The sequence below is a fragment of the Streptomyces griseofuscus genome (assembly GCF_014673495.1).
In the GTDB taxonomy this organism is placed as follows: Bacteria; Actinomycetota; Actinomycetes; order Streptomycetales; family Streptomycetaceae; genus Streptomyces; species Streptomyces murinus.
This window is the reverse complement of the sequence record NZ_CP051006.1, coordinates 6537501-6556533: the sequence shown is the minus strand read 5'-3', so window position 1 is coordinate 6556533 and position 19033 is coordinate 6537501. Positions and strand designations below refer to the sequence as shown.

Annotated in this window: 14 protein-coding genes and 2 rRNA genes (1 of these 16 running past the window's edge); 3 read left to right on the top strand and 13 right to left on the bottom strand. The window is 71.3% G+C overall.

The window, feature by feature from the left end; translation table 11 throughout:
- The first annotated feature begins 6 nt into the window (after window positions 1–6).
- On the top strand, window positions 7–1656 hold the full coding sequence (locus HEP81_RS29840) for a PucR family transcriptional regulator (RefSeq protein WP_037658216.1): 1650 nt from the start codon (window positions 7–9) through the stop codon (window positions 1654–1656).
- Here the strand turns inward: HEP81_RS29840 and HEP81_RS29835 are convergent.
- From HEP81_RS29835 to HEP81_RS29810, 6 genes are all read right to left on the bottom strand, one after another.
- Window positions 1653–2789: a glycosyltransferase family 4 protein gene (locus HEP81_RS29835; protein ID WP_037658213.1), complete on the bottom strand. Its 1137-nt coding sequence runs from the start codon at window positions 2787–2789 to the stop codon at window positions 1653–1655. The two genes, HEP81_RS29840 and HEP81_RS29835, sit on opposite strands and share 4 nt — an antisense overlap.
- Before the next feature lie 270 nt (window positions 2790–3059).
- Window positions 3060–3818, bottom strand: a complete 759-nt coding sequence (locus HEP81_RS29830) for a hypothetical protein (protein ID WP_037658210.1) — start codon at window positions 3816–3818, stop codon at window positions 3060–3062.
- A gap of 19 nt (window positions 3819–3837) precedes the next feature.
- On the bottom strand, window positions 3838–5580 hold the full coding sequence (recN, locus tag HEP81_RS29825) for a DNA repair protein RecN (protein ID WP_190276046.1): 1743 nt from the start codon (window positions 5578–5580) through the stop codon (window positions 3838–3840).
- Window positions 5581–5704: 124 nt separating this feature from the next.
- A complete protein-coding gene (locus tag HEP81_RS29820) occupies window positions 5705–6607 on the bottom strand; it encodes an NAD kinase (RefSeq protein WP_037658208.1) in 903 nt (300 codons plus the stop codon).
- Entirely contained in the window at window positions 6604–7419 is an 816-nt protein-coding gene (locus tag HEP81_RS29815; protein WP_037658201.1) for a TlyA family RNA methyltransferase, read from the bottom strand. Before HEP81_RS29815 ends, HEP81_RS29820 begins: the two co-directional genes overlap by 4 nt.
- Window positions 7420–7426: 7 nt before the next feature.
- Window positions 7427–7753 carry a hypothetical protein gene (locus HEP81_RS29810; RefSeq protein WP_037658199.1) on the bottom strand — a complete coding sequence of 109 codons (327 nt, stop codon included), beginning with the start codon at window positions 7751–7753 and terminating at the stop codon, window positions 7427–7429.
- Between the two features lie 42 nt (window positions 7754–7795).
- Between HEP81_RS29810 and HEP81_RS29805 the strand changes: the two genes are divergently transcribed.
- Entirely contained in the window at window positions 7796–8143 is a 348-nt protein-coding gene (locus tag HEP81_RS29805; RefSeq protein WP_037658197.1) for a hypothetical protein, read from the top strand.
- On the opposite strand, the gene HEP81_RS29800 is transcribed toward HEP81_RS29805, so the two are convergent.
- From HEP81_RS29800 to HEP81_RS29785, 4 genes are all read right to left on the bottom strand, one after another.
- Window positions 8127–8969 (bottom strand): ABC transporter ATP-binding protein, encoded by an 843-nt coding sequence (locus HEP81_RS29800; RefSeq protein ID WP_106979971.1) that lies wholly within the window; start codon window positions 8967–8969, stop codon window positions 8127–8129. The two genes, HEP81_RS29805 and HEP81_RS29800, sit on opposite strands and share 17 nt — an antisense overlap.
- Window positions 8966–10012, bottom strand: a complete 1047-nt coding sequence (locus HEP81_RS29795) for a FecCD family ABC transporter permease (RefSeq protein WP_037658193.1) — start codon at window positions 10010–10012, stop codon at window positions 8966–8968. Before HEP81_RS29795 ends, HEP81_RS29800 begins: the two co-directional genes overlap by 4 nt.
- Window positions 10009–11052, bottom strand: coding sequence for a FecCD family ABC transporter permease (locus HEP81_RS29790; RefSeq protein WP_037658191.1), 1044 nt, complete (start codon window positions 11050–11052; stop codon window positions 10009–10011). Before HEP81_RS29790 ends, HEP81_RS29795 begins: the two co-directional genes overlap by 4 nt.
- Window positions 11053–11156: 104 nt before the next feature.
- Window positions 11157–12185, bottom strand: coding sequence for an HAD-IIA family hydrolase (locus HEP81_RS29785; protein WP_037658190.1), 1029 nt, complete (start codon window positions 12183–12185; stop codon window positions 11157–11159).
- Window positions 12186–12254: 69 nt separating this feature from the next.
- Between HEP81_RS29785 and HEP81_RS29780 the strand changes: the two genes are divergently transcribed.
- A complete protein-coding gene (locus HEP81_RS29780; protein WP_037658188.1) occupies window positions 12255–13538 on the top strand; it encodes a DUF1015 domain-containing protein in 1284 nt (427 codons plus the stop codon).
- 108 nt (window positions 13539–13646) lie between these two features.
- Here HEP81_RS29780 and HEP81_RS29775 read toward each other — a convergent pair whose 3' ends face one another.
- The 3 genes from HEP81_RS29775 to HEP81_RS29765 form a co-directional block, all read right to left on the bottom strand.
- Window positions 13647–14510 carry a tetratricopeptide repeat protein gene (locus tag HEP81_RS29775; protein ID WP_106979970.1) on the bottom strand — a complete coding sequence of 288 codons (864 nt, stop codon included), beginning with the start codon at window positions 14508–14510 and terminating at the stop codon, window positions 13647–13649.
- Window positions 14511–15901: 1391 nt separating this feature from the next.
- Window positions 15902–16018, bottom strand: a 5S ribosomal RNA gene (gene rrf, locus HEP81_RS29770).
- A 105-nt stretch (window positions 16019–16123) separates the two neighbouring features.
- A 23S ribosomal RNA gene (locus HEP81_RS29765) occupies window positions 16124–19033 on the bottom strand (it continues 210 nt past the right edge of the window).

The following is a 19033-nucleotide window of genomic DNA, read 5'->3' as shown; positions in this document are numbered from 1 at the left end:
CGCTTCATGGACAGCGGTACGGACAGCAGACCCGACACCCACGGCGCGGGCATCACCGTTCAGCGGGCCCTGGAACTGCCCGGACTGCGCAGCGGGCTGCCGGAGATCATCGCGGGCGCGGACCGGCTCAGCCGTACCGTGCGCTGGGTGCACGCGGGCGAGGTGCCGAACATCGCCTCGCTGCTCAAGGGCGGCGAGCTGCTGCTCACCACGGGCTACGGCCTGGGCACCCGGCCGGCCGAGCAGCGGGCGTTCGTGCGCACGCTGGCCGAGCGCGGGATCGCCGCGCTGGTGGTGGAGCTGGGCCCGCGCTTCAGCCGGCTGCCGGCCGCGCTGGTGGACACCGCGCGCGCGGCCAATCTGCCGCTGGTGCAGCTGCATCGCGAGGTGCCGTTCGTGGCGGTCACCGAGGAGATCCACACCGAGATCGTCAACGGCCACTACGCGCTGCTCCAGCGGGCCGAGGAGGTGCACCGGCGCTGCACCGAGGCGCTGCTGGGCGGGGGCGGGGTGCCGCAGGTGCTGGGCATCCTGGCCGGGTTCAGCGGCAACCCGGTGTTCCTGGAGACCGCCGACGGCCGGCTGCTGTACGCGGCCGGTGAGGGGCCCGAGGGCGCGGACCCGCTCCAGGTGTGGGAGGGGCTGCGCGGCCCGCACAAGGACGCGCCGCCGCCCGCCGGTTCGGTGCTGGTGGACGTCCCCGGCGGTGGTCCCGGTACGGGCGGTTCCGTGCGCGCCCGCCTTGTGCTGCTGCCGGTGCGCTCGCCGCTGTCGCCGGTGCACCGGATCGCCGCGGAGCGGGCCGCGGGCATCCTGGCCGTGGTGCTGATGCAGGCCCGGCAGGAGGAGGAGCTGGCGGCGCGCGGTCGCGGTGACTTCCTCACCGATCTCGCCGAGGGCCGGGTCTCCGCGGAGGACGCGCCCGCCCAGGCCCGGGTGCTGGGCTTCAAGCCCGGCGGGAGCCCGGTGCTGCCGGTGGTGATGCGGGTCGGCGACCCCCTCTCCCCCGCCGGGGGCGGCTGGGCGGTGCTCGCCCGCGCGGTCTCCGAGGAGCTGGCCGCGGTGGGCGTGCCGGTACTGCTGGGCGTACGGCCGGTGGAGGGCCGGGTGCTGGTGCTGCTCGGGCTGCGCTCGGAGTCGGAGCGCGCGGCGGTCGCGGACCGGGTGGCGGCGGCGCTGCGGGCCGGGGTCGAGCGCGCCGGGATGCGGCGGCCCGGCACTCCCCCGCCGGTGGTGGTCGTCGGCATGGCGGGCGGCTGGGCGGCGGCCTCGGCGGGGCTGCGGCACGCGGCGGAGACGGCGACGGCCGCGCAGGGCCTGAGCGACCGCCCTTGGTACGACGCCCGCCGCCTCGACATCGACCTGTTGCTGTGGCGGCTGCGCGACCATCCGGATCTCGCGGCCTTCGTGGACCGGGCGATCGGTCCGCTGCGCGACCACGACCGGCGGTCCAAGCCGCCGCTGCTGCCCACCCTGGAGACGTATCTCGCGCACGCGGGCCGCAAGGCGGAGACCGCCCGCGAACTCCATCTGAACCGGCAGACGCTGTACAACCGCCTCGCCCGCATCGGTGAGTTGCTGGGCACCGACCTCGACGACCCGCAGACCGTCCTGGCGTTGAGCCTCGCACTGCGCGCCCGGCGGCACGCGCCCTAGGGAATGAGCGGCTGGGTCAACTCGTCGTAGACGCTGAGGACTTGGGCGACCGTCTCGTCCTCGCTCGGCCAGCCGGCGGCCTGACGCGCGCCCTTCTCGCGCAGCAGCTCGCGCCGTGCCGGGTCGGCGAGCAGCCGTGCGACGGTGTCGGCGAGGGCCGACGGATCGCCGTACGGCACGAGTTCGGCGGCGTCGCCCACCAGGTCGGGGATGCCGCCGACCCGGGTGGCGACCAGCGGGACGCCCGTGTACAGGGCCTCCTGGGCGAGGGCGGAGCGGGACTCCCAGCGGCTGGTCAGCAGGGCCAGATCGGCGGCGGCGAGCAGTTCGGGCAGGTCCTCGCGGTGGCCGAGCAGCCGTACCGGCAGCCGCTCGGCCTCGATGCGCCGCTGGAGCAGGGGCCGCAGCGGGCCCTCGCCCGCGATGACGACCAGCGGCGCGGGGTCCAGGTCCCGCCAGGCGCGGGTGGCGTCCAGCAGGGTCTCATGGCCGCGATGCCGGTCGAGCGCTCCGGCGGCGAGGAGCAACGGGCGGCCGGTGGCGCCGAGTTCGGCACGGGCCTTGGGCCGCAGCCGGTCGGGGTCGTCGGGCGTGGGCGCGGGGCGGGTGCGGCCGGGCAGGGTCACGGCGGCGAGCCGGGCGTCCCGGGCGCCGGTCCTGCGGGCGCGGTCGACCAGGTCCGGGCTGGTGCCGAGGACCACAGTCGCGGACCGCGCCACGCGCCGCTCCAGCAGACGCAGCAGATGGGCCCGGGCGCCCTCGGCGTACGTCCGGTTGTGCCAGGTGACGACCAGCGGGGTGGTGCGCCCGCCGAGTGCGAGCACCGCCCGGAAGGAGGCGTGCAGACCGTGCGCGTGCACCACGTCGGCGTCCGTACAGGCCGCCCGGAGCGCGGCCACCGAGGCGGGGTCGCTGCTGCGCGGCACATGGATGTGGCCGGCGCCGGTCCCGGCGAAGTCGTAGGTACGGTCGGCCTCGACTGGAGCGCACACCGTGACCCGCACGCCCCGGGCGACCAGACCCGCGGTCAGGGAGCGCACATGCGCGCTCCCGCCGGCGTCGCCCCCGCCCAGCACCTGCACGGTGCGCAGCGGCGGCCGGCCGTGCGGTGCGTTGCTGCTCAGGGGGCTCACGAGGCCGGGCTCCTGGTTCGGCGTGGGGCGGTCACGAGGCAACGTACAGAAAGTAGCGGGCGCACGGGGGCGGCGCGATGTGCCCCGCGCGCCTCCCGCGCGGTCGCTGTCCCCGCCCAGCATGCCAGCAGGCAGGGCCGTCGGGGCAATATCCGGCAGGCGCACGGGGCGGCGGGCCGGGGCAATGCGCCGGAGCACATCACCCACACGGGTGAATGGGGCCATTGTCGAGATGACGGGACCCGCCGCGCGTCCCCCGAGGTCAGGCGCTCACAGCGCCCGCGCCCACCGGGTGACCCGGTCCCCGGACCCGGCGGCGGTCACCACCGCGACGGCGCCCGCGAGCAGTCCCGCGCGCCCTCCGCCCGCCACCACGGCCGCCCCCAGCGCGGCGCCGAGCGCGTGCGCCCCCGTGTCCCCGAGCATCGTCCGCTCGCCGAGATCCTCGCGCAGCACCGCCGCCGCACCGCCCGCGGCGACGGCCGCCAGTTCCGCGCCGGGCCCCTCGCCCAGCAGTCCCGGGAGGCCGAGCGCCAGCACCGCACCGAGCGCGCGTCCCGGTCGTACGTCGACGAGGTTCACGCCGTGCGCGGCGCCCGCGATGACGACTCCGGCGAGCAGCTTGTCCAGCGGCCGCTCCTTCAGCAGCGCGCCCGCGACCAGGGCGGCCGCGGAGATCCCGGCCAACTTGACGGCGCCGCTGGTGACTTCGCCGTCGCGCAGGGCGCCGAGATGGGCCCGGAAGCCGCGCCGGGTGTCCCCGCAGGAGTAACCGGTCACGTCGTCGTACGCGCCGCACGCCCCGGCCGCCAGCACGGCGAGCCCGGCCGCGGGGTGCGCCCGGGCGGCCGCGAGCGCCGTACCGACCGCCACGGCGGGCCCGGCACACAGCTCGACGGTGCGGCCCGCGTAGTTGGTCCGCTCCCAACGCGCGGGCTGCCCGGGCGGGTTGGCGCGCAGCGCCACGAAACCGGCCCGGGTGAGCGCGGCGGAGAGCAGGAAGGAGCAAGACTTTCGGGTGCCGGTCATCCCGACACCCTAGGTCCGGCTACTGATCCGCCCGTGCCGTCGCCAGCAGTTCCTCCGCGTGGGCGCGGGCCGCCTCCGAGTCCTCCTGGCCCGCCAGCATGCGGGAGAGTTCACGGATGCGGTCCTCGCCCTCCAGGACCTTGACACCGGAGCGGGTCACCGAGCCGTCGTTGGTCTTCTCGACCAGCAGCTGCCGGTCGGCGAAGGCGGCGACCTGGGGCAGGTGAGTGACGACGACGACCTGGGCGTTGCGGGCGAGCTTGGCAAGGCGCCGGCCGATCTCGACCGCCGCCTTGCCGCCGACGCCCGCGTCGACCTCGTCGAACAGATACGTCGGGACCGGGTCCGTGCCCGCGAAGACGACCTCCACCGCGAGCATCACCCGGGACAGCTCACCGCCGGACGCGCCCTTGGCGATGGGCCGCGGCGGGGCGCCCGGGTGCGGGGCGAGCAGCAGCTCGACCTCGTCCACGCCCGAGGGGCCGTAGGCGACCGTGCGCCCGCCGACCTCGACGCCCTCGGGGTCCTCGGTCTGCCGGATGTCGAAGGAGACCCGTGCGTGCGGCATGGCCAGCGAGGCGAGTTCCGCGGTCACCGCGGCGGCGAACCGCTCGGCGGCCTCGGCCCGCGCCTCGGTCAACGCCTGGGCGAGTCCGCCCAGTTCGGCGCTCAGCGCGTCCCGCTCGGCGGTCAGCTCGCCGATCCGCTCGTCGTCGCCGTCCAGCTCGGTCAGCCGCGCGGCGCCGCGCTCGGCCCACGCGAGCACGGCGTTCACATCGTCGCCGTACTTGCGGGTCAGGGCGGTCAGGGCGGCCCTGCGCTCCTCGACCGCGGCGAGCCGCAGCGGATCGGCGTCCAGGTCACCGGCGTATCCGGCCAGCTCACCGGCCACATCGCCGAGCAGGATCCCGACCTCGCCGATCCGCTCGGCGAGCGCGGCCAGCGCCGGGTCATGGGCGCGTACGGCCTCCAGGGCCCGGTGGGCGCCCGCGACGAGGGCCTGGGCGTCGATGCTCTCGGGGTCCTCGGGGTTGCCCGCGAGGGCGGCGTGTGCGGCCGTCGCGGCGGAGGACAGCGCCTCCGCGTGCCCGAGCCGCTCGGCCTCCTCGGCCAGCTCCGCGTCCTCCCCGGGCCGCGGCTCCACGGCGGCGATCTCGTCGAGGCCGTAGCGGAGCATGTCGGCCTCCTGCGCCCGCTCCCGCGCCCGTGTGGTGATCTCGTCCAGCTCGACGGCGACGGCCCGCAGCCGGCGGTACGCCTCGCCGTACTTGGCGAGCGGCACCGCGACCGCGTCGCCCGCGTACCGGTCGAGGGCGCCGCGCTGCCGGGACAGCTTCAGCAGCCCCTGCTGGTCGGTCTGCCCGTGCACGGCCACCAGGTCGTCGGCCAGCTCGGCGAGCAGCCCCACGGGCACGCTGCGCCCGCCCAGATGGGCCCGTGAGCGGCCTTCGGCGGAGACGGTACGGCTGATCAGCAGGGCGCCGTCGTCCAGCTCGGCCCCGGCCTCCTCGGCGCGTACGACGGCGGTGGCGCCCGCGGGCACGGAGATCCGCCCCTCCACGACCGCCTTCTGGGCCCCTATCCGCACGAGCGCCGGGTCGGCCCGCCCTCCGAGCAGCAGCCCGAGGCTGGTGACCACCATGGTCTTGCCCGCGCCCGTCTCACCGGTGACCGCGGTGAACCCCGGCGACAACTCGACGACGGCATCGTCGATGACCCCGAGCGACCGTATCCGCATCTCCTCCAACACGGAACAGACCATACGAGGTCTCGGGCGGCGAGCGCACATGCCCCACCTGATCATCCGCGCCCGAAGGCGCGTGGGAACCGCGCGACAAGCCACGACGCACCCGCACCCGCCGACGAGACAGAACCCCGCCGAAGAGCTAGTGCGCGCCCCGCCACCCCGTCGTCGGCAGGGCGAACTTCGCCACCAGCCTGTCGGTGAACGAGGAATGATGCAGCCGGGCCAGCCGCACCGGCACCGCCCCCCGCCGCACCTCCACCCGCGCCCCCGGCGGCAGCTCGATCGTCCGCCGCCCGTCGCACCACAGCACCCCCGGCGGGACATGCGGCAGCACCTCCACCGCGAGCACCGAGTCCGGCGATGTCACCAGCGGCTTCGCGAACAGGGCGTGCGCGCTGATCGGCACCATCAGCAGCGCCTCCACCTCGGGCCACACCACCGGCCCCCCGGCGGAGAACGCGTACGCCGTGGACCCGGTCGGCGTGGACAGCACCACCCCGTCGCAGCCGAACCCGGTCACCGGCCGCCCGTCGATCTCCAGGACGACCTCCAGCAGCTTCTCCGCGCCGGCCTTCTGCACGGCCGCCTCGTTGAGCGCCCAGTCGGTGTGCACGATGTCCCCGTTGCGGTGCACCACCACATCGACGGTCATCCGCTCCTCGACCTCGTACGAGCGCGCCACCACCCGGTCGACCACCCGATCGAGGTCATCGCGTTCCGCCTCCGCGAGGAATCCCACGCGCCCCAGGTTGACGCCGAGCATCGGCACCCCGGAGGCACGGGCGAACTCCGCGCCCCGCAGCAGCGTCCCGTCGCCGCCGAGCACGATCAGCAGCTCGCAGCCGTCGAGGCACGCCGGGGTCGCCTCGCCCACCAGCTCCACCTCGTCGGGGAGCGGCAGGTCGCACGCCTCCTCCTCCAGCACCCGCACCCCGATGCCATGTGTGAGCAGGCCCTTGACGACGAGTTCCGCACTGCGGATCGCCGCCGGCCGCCCGGTGTGGGCCAGCAGGAAAACAGTACGCGCCAGATTCTGTGTCAACGCGGCCCCTCCGCCACTGCACGGTCGACATCGGCCGGGTCCAGGCGGGGGGCGCCGGACCGCAGCCACAGGAAGTACTCGACATTGCCCGAGGGTCCCGGCAGCGGACTCGCGGTGACCCCCCGCACCCCGAGCCCCAGCTCCCAGGCCTTCTCGGCCACCCCTCGCACGGCCTCCGCCCGCAGCTGCGGATTCCGTACGACACCCCCGCTGCCGAGTCGTTCCTTACCCACCTCGAACTGCGGTTTGACCATCATCACGAGGTCGGCGTCCTCCTTCACACACCGCTTCAGGGCGGGCAGCACCAGCCCGAGCGGGATGAAGGACAGATCGCCCACGACGAGATCAACAGGTTCCCCGTCGATCGCGTCGAGCGTCAACTCCCGTACGTTCGTACGGTCCTTGACGGTGACCCGGGCATCGCTCTGCAACGACCAGGCGAGCTGCCCGTAGCCGACGTCCACGGCCACCACATGGGCGGCGCCCGCGCGCAGCAGGACATCGGTGAAGCCGCCGGTGGACGCGCCGGCGTCCAGCGCGCGCCGGCCCTCGACCACCAGGCCCAGCGGCACGAAGGCCGCGAACGCGCCGGCGAGCTTGTGGCCGCCCCGGGAGACGTAGTCGGGGTCGCTGTCGTCGGCCTGGACCACGATCGCGGCGGCGGTCTCCACCTGCGTGGCCGGTTTGGTCGCCACGGTCTTGCCGATGGTGACCCGCCCGGCGGCGATCAGCTGGCTGGCGTGCTCACGCGAGCGCGCGAGCTTCCGGCGGACCAGCTCCGCGTCCAGACGACGGCGTGCGACTCCTGCCACGTTCGGTTCAGCTCCTGCTTTGTTCGTACGACGGTGAGGGGACCGGAGGTCCCGGGCGGCCGTCGAGCGCGGTCAGCGCGTCGCGCAGCCCCCGGTGTACATCCTCGTACACCTCGACATGTCCGTCGGTGGCGAGGTGGTCGGCATCGGCCAGCCGCGCCAGCCGCGCGTCCACCTCGGCGTCGCCGGTGGGGGTGCGCGGGAGGTTCAGGGGGGTCGGGGCCGCGGGGTCGTACGCGGGCTCGGGCGGCGCGTGGGACTCGGCCGGGGGCTCGGCCCGCCCGGCGGTCTCAGGGTTCCCGGCGATCTCGGCCTCGGACACGGACTCGCTCATGCCCAGACGCTACATCGAACCGCTGGGGTACCGTCGGTGGCGATGGCCACGATCGAGGAGTGCCGCGCCGCACTGCGAAAGCTTTCGGACAACATGGGGGGCGCCGAGGGCGACGTGCGGGACGCCGCCGCGCTCGAACGCTCGGTGAGCTGCCACATCACCGATCTGGACGTCACCTTCGCGGGCCGGATGACCGGGGGCCGCCTGGCGGTGGACGAGACCCTGCCCGGACCCCCGCGGGAGCGGGCGCAGATCAGGCTGGCGATGGCCGGTGACGATCTGCTGGCCCTGGTGGGCGGCGGGCTGCACTTCGCGACCGCCTGGGGCAAGGGCCGGGTGCGCCTGGAGGCGAGCCTGCTGGATCTGTTCCGGCTCAGGAAGCTGCTGTGACCCGCTGAGCCCGTGCCTTGCGGGCGGCCGGCACGACCAGCGGGGTCCCCGTCTCCGGGTCCTCGATGACCTGGCACTTCAGCCCGAACACCCGCTCCACCAGCTCGGCCGTGACGATGTCGTTCGGCGCGCCCTCGGCGATCACCTCACCGCCGCGCAGGGCGATCAGATGGGTGGCGTAGCGGGCCGCGTGGTTCAGGTCGTGCAGGACGGCGACCAGGGTGCGGCCCTGGGTCTCGTGCAGTTCGGCGCACAGGTCGAGGACATCGATCTGGTGCTGGATGTCGAGATAGGTGGTGGGCTCGTCCAGGAGCAGCAGCGGGGTCTGCTGGGCGAGCGCCATGGCGATCCACACCCGCTGCCGCTGCCCGCCGGAGAGTTCGTCGACATACCGCTCGGCCAGCTCCGCGACCCCGGTCTGCCGCATGGACTCCTGGACGACGCGCTCGTCCTCGGTGGACCACTGGCGCAGCAGGCCCTGGTGCGGATAGCGGCCCCGGCCGACCAGGTCGGCGACGGTGATGCCCTCCGGCGCGACGGCCGACTGCGGGAGCAGGCCGAGGGTGCGGGCGACCTGCTTGGCGGGCAGCGACCCGATGGCCTGCCCGTCGAGCAGGACCTTGCCCTGGCTGGGCTTCAGCATCCGGGACAGGGCCCGTAGCAGCGTCGACTTGCCGCACGCGTTCGGCCCGACGATCACCGTGAAGGAGTGGTCGGGGATCTCCACCGACAACTGCTCGGCGATGACCCGCTGGTCGTAGGCGAGGGTGACGTGCTCGGCGGACAGGCGGTTCACAGTGCTCCTAGGGAAACGGGTGGCGCTCATATCCGGCCGGCCCGGCGCTCGGTGACCAGCAGCCACAGCAGATAGCCGCCGCCGAGGACGCCGGTGACCACGCCGACGGGCAGCCGTCCCGCGCCGAAGACGCGCTGCGAGGCCCAGTCGGCGGTGACGAGCAGGGCGGCGCCCATGCAGAGGGAGGCCACCAGGTTGGGGCCCGGCGAGCGGGTGAGGCGGCGGGCGAGCTGGGGGGCGGTGAGGGCGACGAAGCTGACCGGTCCGGCGGCGGCGGTGGCGGCCGCGGTGAGCAGCACGGCGCTGACCATGAGGATCAGCCGCACCCGCTGCACCGGCACTCCGAGGGCGCCCGCGGTGTCGTCGCCCATCTCCAGCATCCGCAGGCCCCGGCCGTAGGTGAGGACCAGCGGCAGCAGCACGGCGCACAGCCCGAGCAGCGGCCAGACCTGGTCCCAGTCGCGGCCGTCGAGCGAGCCGGTCATCCAGACCACCGCGCGGGCCGCGTCGACCAGGTCGGCCTTGGTGAGCAGATAGCCGTTGACGGCGGTGACGACCGCGCTGACGCCGATGCCGACCAGGACGAGCCGGTATCCGTGCACCCCCTGCTTCCAGGCGAGCAGATAGATGGCGAGCCCGGTGACCAGGCCGCCGATCAGCGCGCCGAGGGTGACCTCGGCGGCGCTGCCGGACATCAGCACGATCACCACCAGCGCGCCCGCCGTCGCCCCCTGCGACAGACCCAGCACGTCCGGGCTGCCCAGCGGATTGCGGGAGACGGACTGGAACAGGGCGCCGCCGAGCCCGAGCGAGGCGCCCACCAGCAGCCCGACGAGGACCCGGGGCAGGCGCAGTTCATGGACGATGAAGTGCTGGTAGGCGTTGCCGTTGCCGGCGAGCGTCCGCACCACGTCGGCCACGGGGATCCGCGCGTCGCCGGTGCCGATCAGCGCGAGACCGGCGGCGAGCGCGGCGAGCAGCAGCAGGACGACGACGGTCAGCGCACGCGGGTCCAGGCGCAGCGACAGCCCGCCGGGGACGCGTACGGCACGGCTCCTGGGGTGTGTCCTCACAGCTGGGCCGTCCTCCGTCGTCGTACCAGAAAGATGAAGACCGGGCCGCCGATGACCGCGGTGACGATGCCGACCTGGAGCTCCGCGGGGCGGGCCACGACCCGGCCGATGACATCGGCGCCGAGCAGCAGCACGGGCGACAGGACGGCGGCGTACGGCAGGATCCAGCGCAGGTCGGGGCCGGTGAAGGAGCGCACCGCGTGCGGGACCATCAGGCCGACGAAGACGATGGGGCCGCAGGCGGCGGTCGCGGCGCCGCACAGCACGGTGGCGGCCAGCATGGCCAGGGCGCGGGTGCGGTTCAGATGGGCGCCGAGGGCGCGGGCGGTGTCGTCGCCCATGGTCACGGCGTTCAGCGGCCGGGCCAGCCCGAGGGCGAGCACACCGCCCACCGCGAGGAACGGCAGCACCTGCACGATGGTCGTCTCGCTCGCGGAGGCCAGTGAGCCCACGGTCCAGAAGCGCATCCGGCCGAGCGCCGCGTCGTCCATGATCATCACGGCTTGGAGATAGCCGTACAGAGCGGCGCTGATCGCCGTACCGGCGAGGGCGAGGCGGACCGGGGTGGCGCCCCGGCTGCCGCCCAGGAACCAGACCAGCGCCCCCACCGCCGCGGCGCCGAGGAAGGCGAACCACACATAGCCGCTCAGGCTGGTGACGCCGAAGAAGGAGATGGCGGTGACGACGGCCGCCGAGGCGCCGGCATTGATGCCGAGCAGCCCGGGGTCGGCCAGCGGATTGCGGGTGAGCGCCTGGAGCACCGCGCCGGACAGGCCGAGGGCGGCGCCGGCCAGCAGCCCGAGCACGGTGCGCGCGAGACGCTCGTCCACCACGACGTCGCCGTAGGTGCCCGAGCCGTGGAACAGGCCGTGCCAGACCTGTGCCAGGGTGAGCGCCTTCGCCCCGATCGCGATGCTCGCCACGGCGACCAGCGTCAGGAGCACGACGGAGAGCAGCAGCCCAAGGGGCCGCACCGCACGGCGGGTTGGGGGCGCGGGGGCGGTCGCCGCGCGCGGTTCCGGAGGACTGTCGACCAACACGAGGTTAGGTTAGCCTATCCTCCTTTGGGGTCGAGGTCCCCGGGTACCGAAAGCCGCGCGACGCCCTGACGGGCGGCTCAGCCGCCGAGCCGGCTGAAGGCGACTCAGAGTCCGAGCCGCGCCAGCGCCTTCCCTCCGTCCAGCTCGCAGGAGCCCTCCCCGGCCGCCGTCCACGCCGCCGCGCACAGCGCCCGCAGTCCGTCGAGGGCCTCGCCGTCGCCGTCCAGCTCCAGCCGGGTGTTCCCGGCCGTCGCCGTCCACCCGCCGCACCGGAATCCCTCACCCTCCCGGGTGATTTCCGGCTGGCCGGTGAGCAGCCCGCGCAGATCCGCGTCCACATACGTCGGCCGGTGCTCCGGCGTCGCGGCCAGCAGCCGGGGGCCGTCGGTGACGCCGGTCAGCACCAGGAGCGAGTCCACCCCGCCGTTGAACGCGCCCTCGATGTCGGTGTCCAGCCGGTCCCCCACCACCAGCGGCCGCTTCGCGCCGGTCCGGATGACCGTCTCCCGGTGCATCGGCGGCAGCGGCTTGCCCGCCACCTGCGGCTCCTTGCCCGTCGCGATCCGTACGACCTCCACCGCAGCCCCGTTGCCCGGCGCGATCCCGCGCCCGCTCGGGATCGTCAGATCGGTGTTCGACGCGAACCACGGCACCCCGCGCGCCACCGCGTACGACGCCTCCGCGAACCGGTCCCAGGTCAGCTCGGGCCCGCCGTACCCCTGCACCACCGCCGCCGGATCGTCGTCCGCCGACTCCACCGGCTCAAGGCCCCGCTCGCGCAGCGCCACCCGCAGCCCCTCACCGCCGATCACCAGCACCCGCGCCCCCGCCGGCACCTGCTCCGCGATCAGCCGGGCCACCGCCTGCGCCGAGGTGATGACGTCCTCGGCCGCCGCCGGTATCCCCAGCTCGGTCAGATGCTCGGCGACCGCGCCCGGCGTACGCAGCGCGTTGTTGGTGACGTACGCCAGGTGCATCCCGCCCGCGCGGGCCCGCTCCAGGGAGCCGACGGCGTGCGCGATCGCGTTGCCACCCGCGTACACCACCCCGTCGAGGTCGAGCAGCGCCGTGTCGTACGCCTCGCTCAGGGGCCGCTCGCTGCTCTCGGGCCCGGTCCTGACGCCGTCGCTCATATCCGCATCGCTCCTCGCTCGCTCGCTTACCCCCGATCATCCCGCATGCCACTGACATACGATGCCGGGATGGACACAGCAGGTCACTCGGAAGCAATGGCGCGCCGGGGCCTGGAACTCACCCCGTTCCGCGGCCTTCGATACGACCCCGATCGGGTCGGCAGCCTGGCCTCCGTCACCTCCCCGCCGTACGACGTCGTGGTACGGCCCGACGGAGTGCACCACCTCCAGTCGGCGGACCCCCACAACATCGTCCGGCTGATCCTCCCCGAGGCCCACACGCCCAGCGAACGCACCGAGCAGGCCGCCGACACGCTGCGCCGCTGGCTCGCCGAGGGCATCCTCGCCGCGGACCCCGAACCCGCCCTGTACGTGTACGAGCAGAGCGACGGCGAGGGCATGCTCCAGCGCGGTGTCATCGGCACGCTGCGGGTCTCCGAACCGGCCGAGGGCGTGGTGCTGCCGCACGAGGGCGTCATGGCGCCGGTGGTCGCCGAGCGCGCCGCCCTGATGCGCGCCACCCGCGCCAACCTGGAACCGCTGCTGCTGACCTACCGCGGCGACGGCACGGCCGCCGAGGTGGTGGAGCGCACCGCGGAGAAGCCGCCGCTGCTGGCCACCACCACCGAGGACGGCTTCCGGCACCGCCTGTGGGCGATCACGGACGCCACCGACGTGGCCAGGATCCAGTCCGGTCTGGCCCATCACCAGGCCCTGATCGCCGACGGCCACCACCGCTGGGCCACCTATCTGCGGCTGCGCGACGAGCAGTCCGGGCCCGGCCCCTGGGACTACGGCCTCGTCCTGCTGGTCGACACGGCCCGCTATCCGCTGCGCGTGCGCGCCATTCACCGGCTGCTGCACGGCCTGCCGGTGGCGGACGCGCTGGCCGCCGTGGAGGGCCTGTTCCAGGTACGACACCTCCAGGTGCCGCTGGCCGAGGCCCTGGCGGCGCTGGCGGACGCGTCCTGCGCTGGCAACGCCTTCCTGCTGGCCGGCGACGGCGCCTTCCATCTGCTGGACCGCCCGGACCCGGCGCTGCTGGACCGTGCCGTCCCCGCGGACCGCCCGGCCGCCTGGCGCTCCCTGGACGCCACGGTCCTGCACGCGGCCCTGCTGGAACACGTCTGGCACATCCCCGAGGACTCCCCGGCGCACATCGCCTACATCCATGACACGGCCGCGACCGTGGCGAAGGCCGAGCGCGACGGCGGTACGGCCGTGCTGATGCACCCGGTGCGCGAGGAGGTCGTACGCGATCTGGCCCGCCAGGGCGTGACCATGCCGCGCAAGTCGACGTCGTTCGGGCCGAAGCCGGCGTCGGGGCTGGTGCTGCGGGCGCTGGAGATCTGATCCCGGGCGGCTCGGGGCGCTGCTCCGGGGACGGTCGCGGGTATGCGAAAGGGGGCAGGTTCCGTCGGGAACCTGCCCCCTCGATCACTCACCGACGGGCGTCAGTCGTCAGTCCTTGTCGCGCTGTTCGTCGCGCTCGGCGTCGCCCTCGTCGTCGACCAGGTCGTCATCGGCGCTGTCGTCGGCCTCGGCCTCGGGAGCCTTGGCCTCCGGGACCTCGGGAGACTCGGCATCGGCGTCGACGTCAACGTCGGCGGCCTTGGCTTCGGCGGAGTCACCCTCGCCCTCGTGCTCGTCCAGGGCGTCCACGAACTCCACGCCATCCATCTCGGCGAGCCGGTCGGAGGCGTCGGTGCTGCCGTCCCGGTCGGCCTCGACGGCCTTCGCGAACCACTCCCGCGCCTCGTCCTCACGGCCGACCGCGAGCAGCGCGTCGGCGTAGGCGTAGCGCAGCCGTGCGGTCCACGGCTGGATGGAGTTGGAGGCCAGCTCGGAGCTCTGGAGGGTCACGATGGCCGCGTCCAGCTGGTCCATGTCACGCCGGGCACCGGCCGCGACGAGCCGCATCTCCACCTGACCGGCCTTGTCCAGCTTGTGCACCTCGGGGGCGCCGGCCATGTCCAGCGCCTTCTCCGGCCGGCCGAGCCCACGCTCGCAGTCGGCCATCACCGGCCACAGCTCCACGCCGCCCGTCATCCGGCGGGCGGCACGGAACTCGGCGAGGGCCTCGCTGTACTTCTGGTTCGCGTACGCCGCGAAACCGGCGGCCTCGCGGACGGCGGCCACACGGGACGCCAGGCGCAGGGCCACCTTGGAGTAGCCGTAGGCACCCTCGGGGTCCTCGTCGATGAGGCGGGCGACCATCACCAGGTTGCGGGCGACGTCCTCGGCGAGCGTCTTGGGCAGGCTCTGGAGCTCCTGCCGGACGTCCTTGTCGATCTCGTCGCCGGTGACGTCCTCCGGGATCGGCAGCCGCTTGATCGGCTCCCGGTCGTGGTGACGGTCCCGGTCGCGGTCCCGGTCGTCACGGCGACCGTAGCCACCGCCACGGCGGTCGTCGCCCCGGCTGTCCCGGCGGTCGTCGCGTCGGTCATCGCGGCGGAAGCCACCGGGGCGGCCACCGCGGTCGTCACGACGGGGACCACGGTCACCGCGGTCGTCACGCTGGAAGCTGGGACGCGAGGGACGGTCATCCCGGCGATCGTCACGGCGGTCGTCGCGCCGGCCGTAGCCACCGCCACGGTTGTCATCGCGACGGTCGTCACGGCGGAAGCCGCCACGGTCGCCACCGCGGTCGTCATCACGGCGACCGTAGGACGGGCGGTCGTCACGGCGGCCGTAGCCACCGCCACGGCTGTCATCGCGACGGTCATCGCGACGGAAGCCGCCACGGTCGCCACCGCGGTCGTCATCACGGCGACCGTAGGACGGGCGGTCGTCATCGCGACGGAACGAGGGGCGGTCGTCGCGTCGGTCGTCACGGCGGAAGCCACCGGGGCGGCCACCGCGGTCGTCACGACGGGGACCACGGTCACCGCGGTCATCGCGCTGGAAGCTGGGACGCGAGGGACGGTCATCCCGGCGATCGTCACGGCGGTCGTCGCGCCGGCCGTAGCCGCCACCACGGTTGTCATCGCGACGGTCGTCACGGCGGAAGCCGCCACGGTCGCCACCGCGGTCGTCATCACGGCGACCGTAGGACGGGCGGTCGTCACGGCGGCCGTAGCCACCGCCACGGCTGTCGTCACGACGGTCATCGCGACGGAAGCCACCGGGGCGGCCACCGCGGTCGCCACCCCGGTCGTCATCACGGCGGAACGAGGGGCGGTCGTCGCGTCGGTCATCGCGGCGGAAGCCACCGGGGCGGCCACCGCGGTCGTCACGACGGGGACCACGGTCACCGCGGTCATCGCGCTGGAAGCTGGGACGCGAGGGACGGTCATCCCGGCGATCGTCACGTCGGTCATCACGACGGTCGTCGCGCCGGCCGTAGCCGCCACCACGGTTGTCGTCACGGCGGAAGCCGCCACGGTCGCCACTGCGGTCGTCGTCACGGCGACCGTACGAGGGACGGTCATCACGGCGGTCATCGCGGCGGAACCCGCCACGGTCGCCACCGCGGTCGCCGCCGCGGTTGTCGTCGCGCCGGAAGCCGCCACGGTCACTGCGGTCACCACGGTCGCCGCGGTAGCCGCCGCGGTCGCCACGGTCCCCACTGTCCCGTCGCCGCTGATCGCGCTCCGGTCGGTCGTCGGGAGAGTTGGTGGACATGGTGACTCCTGTCTTCGGTACCGCAAGCATTGTAAAAACAAAAGGACCCCTGGTCCCAGCTGAACGCTGGGACCAGGGGTCCTCCAAAGATTGTTCGGCGGCGTCCTACTCTCCCACAGGGTCCCCCCTGCAGTACCATCGGCGCTGTAAGGCTTAGCTTCCGGGTTCGATATGTAACCGGGCGTTTCCCCTACGCTATGACCACCGAAACCCTAATGGTTTCGAGCGAACAAGCACACTTTGTAGTTATGCGTTTCAGCTCTAGCCGGCAACTGTTCGTTGCCTCAGAACTAACACAGTGGACGCGAGCAACTGAGGACAAGCCCTCGGCCTATTAGTACCGGTCACCTCCACCAGTTACCTGGCTTCCAGATCCGGCCTATCAACCCAGTCGTCTACTGGGAGCCTTACCCCATCAAGTGGGTGGGAGTCCTCATCTCGAAGCAGGCTTCCCGCTTAGATGCTTTCAGCGGTTATCCCTCCCGAACGTAGCCAACCAGCCATGCCCTTGGCAGAACAACTGGCACACCAGAGGTTCGTCCGTCCCGGTCCTCTCGTACTAGGGACAGCCCTTCTCAAGACTCCTACGCGCACAGCGGATAGGGACCGAACTGTCTCACGACGTTCTAAACCCAGCTCGCGTACCGCTTTAATGGGCGAACAGCCCAACCCTTGGGACCGACTCCAGCCCCAGGATGCGACGAGCCGACATCGAGGTGCCAAACCATCCCGTCGATATGGACTCTTGGGGAAGATCAGCCTGTTATCCCCGGGGTACCTTTTATCCGTTGAGCGACGGCGCTTCCACAAGCCACCGCCGGATCACTAGTCCCGACTTTCGTCCCTGCTCGACCCGTCGGTCTCACAGTCAAGCTCCCTTGTGCACTTACACTCAACACCTGATTACCAACCAGGCTGAGGGAACCTTTGGGCGCCTCCGTTACCCTTTAGGAGGCAACCGCCCCAGTTAAACTACCCATCAGACACTGTCCCTGATCCGGATCACGGACCCAGGTTAGACATCCAGCACGACCAGACTGGTATTTCAACGACGACTCCACCCACACTGGCGTATGAGCTTCAAAGTCTCCCAGCTATCCTACACAAGCCGAACCGAACACCAATATCAAACTGTAGTAAAGGTCCCGGGGTCTTTCCGTCCTGCTGCGCGAAACGAGCATCTTTACTCGTAGTGCAATTTCACCGGGCCTATGGTTGAGACAGTCGAGAAGTCGTTACGCCATTCGTGCAGGTCGGAACTTACCCGACAAGGAATTTCGCTACCTTAGGATGGTTATAGTTACCACCGCCGTTTACTGGCGCTTAAGTTCTCAGCTTCGCCCCACCGAAATGGAGCTAACCGGTCCCCTTAACGTTCCAGCACCGGGCAGGCGTCAGTCCGTATACATCGCCTTACGGCTTCGCACGGACCTGTGTTTTTAGTAAACAGTCGCTTCTCGCTGGTCTCTGCGGCCACCCCCAGCTCGAACAGCAAGTGTTCTCACCAGGTGTGGCCCCCCTTCTCCCGAAGTTACGGGGGCATTTTGCCGAGTTCCTTAACCATAGTTCACCCGAACGCCTCGGTATTCTCTACCTGACCACCTGAGTCGGTTTAGGGTACGGGCCGCCATGAAACTCGCTAGAGGCTTTTCTCGACAGCATAGGATCATCCACTTCACCACAATCGGCTCGGCATCAGGTCTCAGACACAAGGTGTGCGGATTTACCTACACACCGTCCTACACCCTTACCCCGGGACAACCACCGCCCGGGATGGACTACCTTCCTGCGTCACCCCATCACTCACCTACTAACCGCTTGGTTCAGCGGCTCCACCACTCCCCTCAACTCCGAAGAGATCAGGGCGGCTTCACGGCCTTAGCATCACGATGCTCGATGTTTGACGCTTCACAGCGGGTACCGGAATATCAACCGGTTATCCATCGACTACGCCTGTCGGCCTCGCCTTAGGTCCCGACTTACCCTGGGCAGATCAGCTTGACCCAGGAACCCTTAGTCAATCGGCGCACACGTTTCTCACGTGTGTATCGCTACTCATGCCTGCATTCTCACTCGTCAACCGTCCACAACTACCTTCCGGTGCTGCTTCACCCGGCAGACGACGCTCCCCTACCCATCACAGCACCCGTTGGGGCTTATTGCTGCAATGACACGACTTCGGCGGTACGCTTGAGCCCCGCTACATTGTCGGCGCGGAATCACTAGACCAGTGAGCTATTACGCACTCTTTCAAGGGTGGCTGCTTCTAAGCCAACCTCCTGGTTGTCTGTGCGACTCCACATCCTTTCCCACTTAGCGTACGCTTAGGGGCCTTAGTCGATGCTCTGGGCTGTTTCCCTCTCGACCATGGAGCTTATCCCCCACAGTCTCACTGCCGTGCTCTCACTTACCGGCATTCGGAGTTTGGCTAAGGTCAGTAACCCGGTAGGGCCCATCGCCTATCCAGTGCTCTACCTCCGGCAAGAAACACACGACGCTGCACCTAAATGCATTTCGGGGAGAACCAGCTATCACGGAGTTTGATTGGCCTTTCACCCCTAACCACAGGTCATCCCCCAGGTTTTCAACCCTGGTGGGTTCGGTCCTCCACGAAGTCTTACCTCCGCTTCAACCTGCCCATGGCTAGATCACTCCGCTTCGGGTCTTGAGCGTGCTACTGAATCGCCCTGTTCGGACTCGCTTTCGCTACGGCTTCCCCACACGGGTTAACCTCGCAACACACCGCAAACTCGCAGGCTCATTCTTCAAAAGGCACGCAGTCACGAGAAACACCGAAGTGTTTCCGACGCTCCCACGGCTTGTAGGCACACGGTTTCAGGTACTATTTCACTCCCCTCCCGGGGTACTTTTCACCATTCCCTCACGGTACTATCCGCTATCGGTCACCAGGGAATATTTAGGCTTAGCGGGTGGTCCCGCCAGATTCACACGGGATTTCTCGGGCCCCGTGCTACTTGGGTGTCTCTCAAGCAAGCCGCTGACATTTCGACTACGGGGGTCTTACCCTCTACGCCGGACCTTTCGCATGTCCTTCGTCTACATCAACGGTTTATAACTCGCCCTACGGCCGGCAGACCGTAGAAGAGAGATCCCACAACCCCGCACACGCAACCCCTGCCGGGTCTCACACGCATACGGTTTGGCCTCATCCGGTTTCGCTCGCCACTACTCCCGGAATCACGGTTGTTTTCTCTTCCTGAGGG

Bases quoted from the DNA above. Each gene is read 5' to 3' on its own strand.
- recN (WP_190276046.1), bottom strand. From the start codon at position 5,580: ATGGTCTGTTCCGTGTTGGAGGAGATGCGGATACGGTCGCTCGGGGTC.
- HEP81_RS29805 (WP_037658197.1), top strand. From the start codon at position 7,796: ATGGCCACGATCGAGGAGTGCCGCGCCGCACTGCGAAAGCTTTCGGAC.
- HEP81_RS29810 (WP_037658199.1), bottom strand. From the start codon at position 7,753: ATGAGCGAGTCCGTGTCCGAGGCCGAGATCGCCGGGAACCCTGAGACC.
- HEP81_RS29785 (WP_037658190.1), bottom strand. From the start codon at position 12,185: ATGAGCGACGGCGTCAGGACCGGGCCCGAGAGCAGCGAGCGGCCCCTG.
- HEP81_RS29830 (WP_037658210.1), bottom strand. From the start codon at position 3,818: ATGACCGGCACCCGAAAGTCTTGCTCCTTCCTGCTCTCCGCCGCGCTC.
- HEP81_RS29780 (WP_037658188.1), top strand. From the start codon at position 12,255: ATGGACACAGCAGGTCACTCGGAAGCAATGGCGCGCCGGGGCCTGGAA.
- HEP81_RS29800 (WP_106979971.1), bottom strand. From the start codon at position 8,969: ATGAGCGCCACCCGTTTCCCTAGGAGCACTGTGAACCGCCTGTCCGCC.
- HEP81_RS29840 (WP_037658216.1), top strand. From the start codon at position 7: ATGGACAGCGGTACGGACAGCAGACCCGACACCCACGGCGCGGGCATC.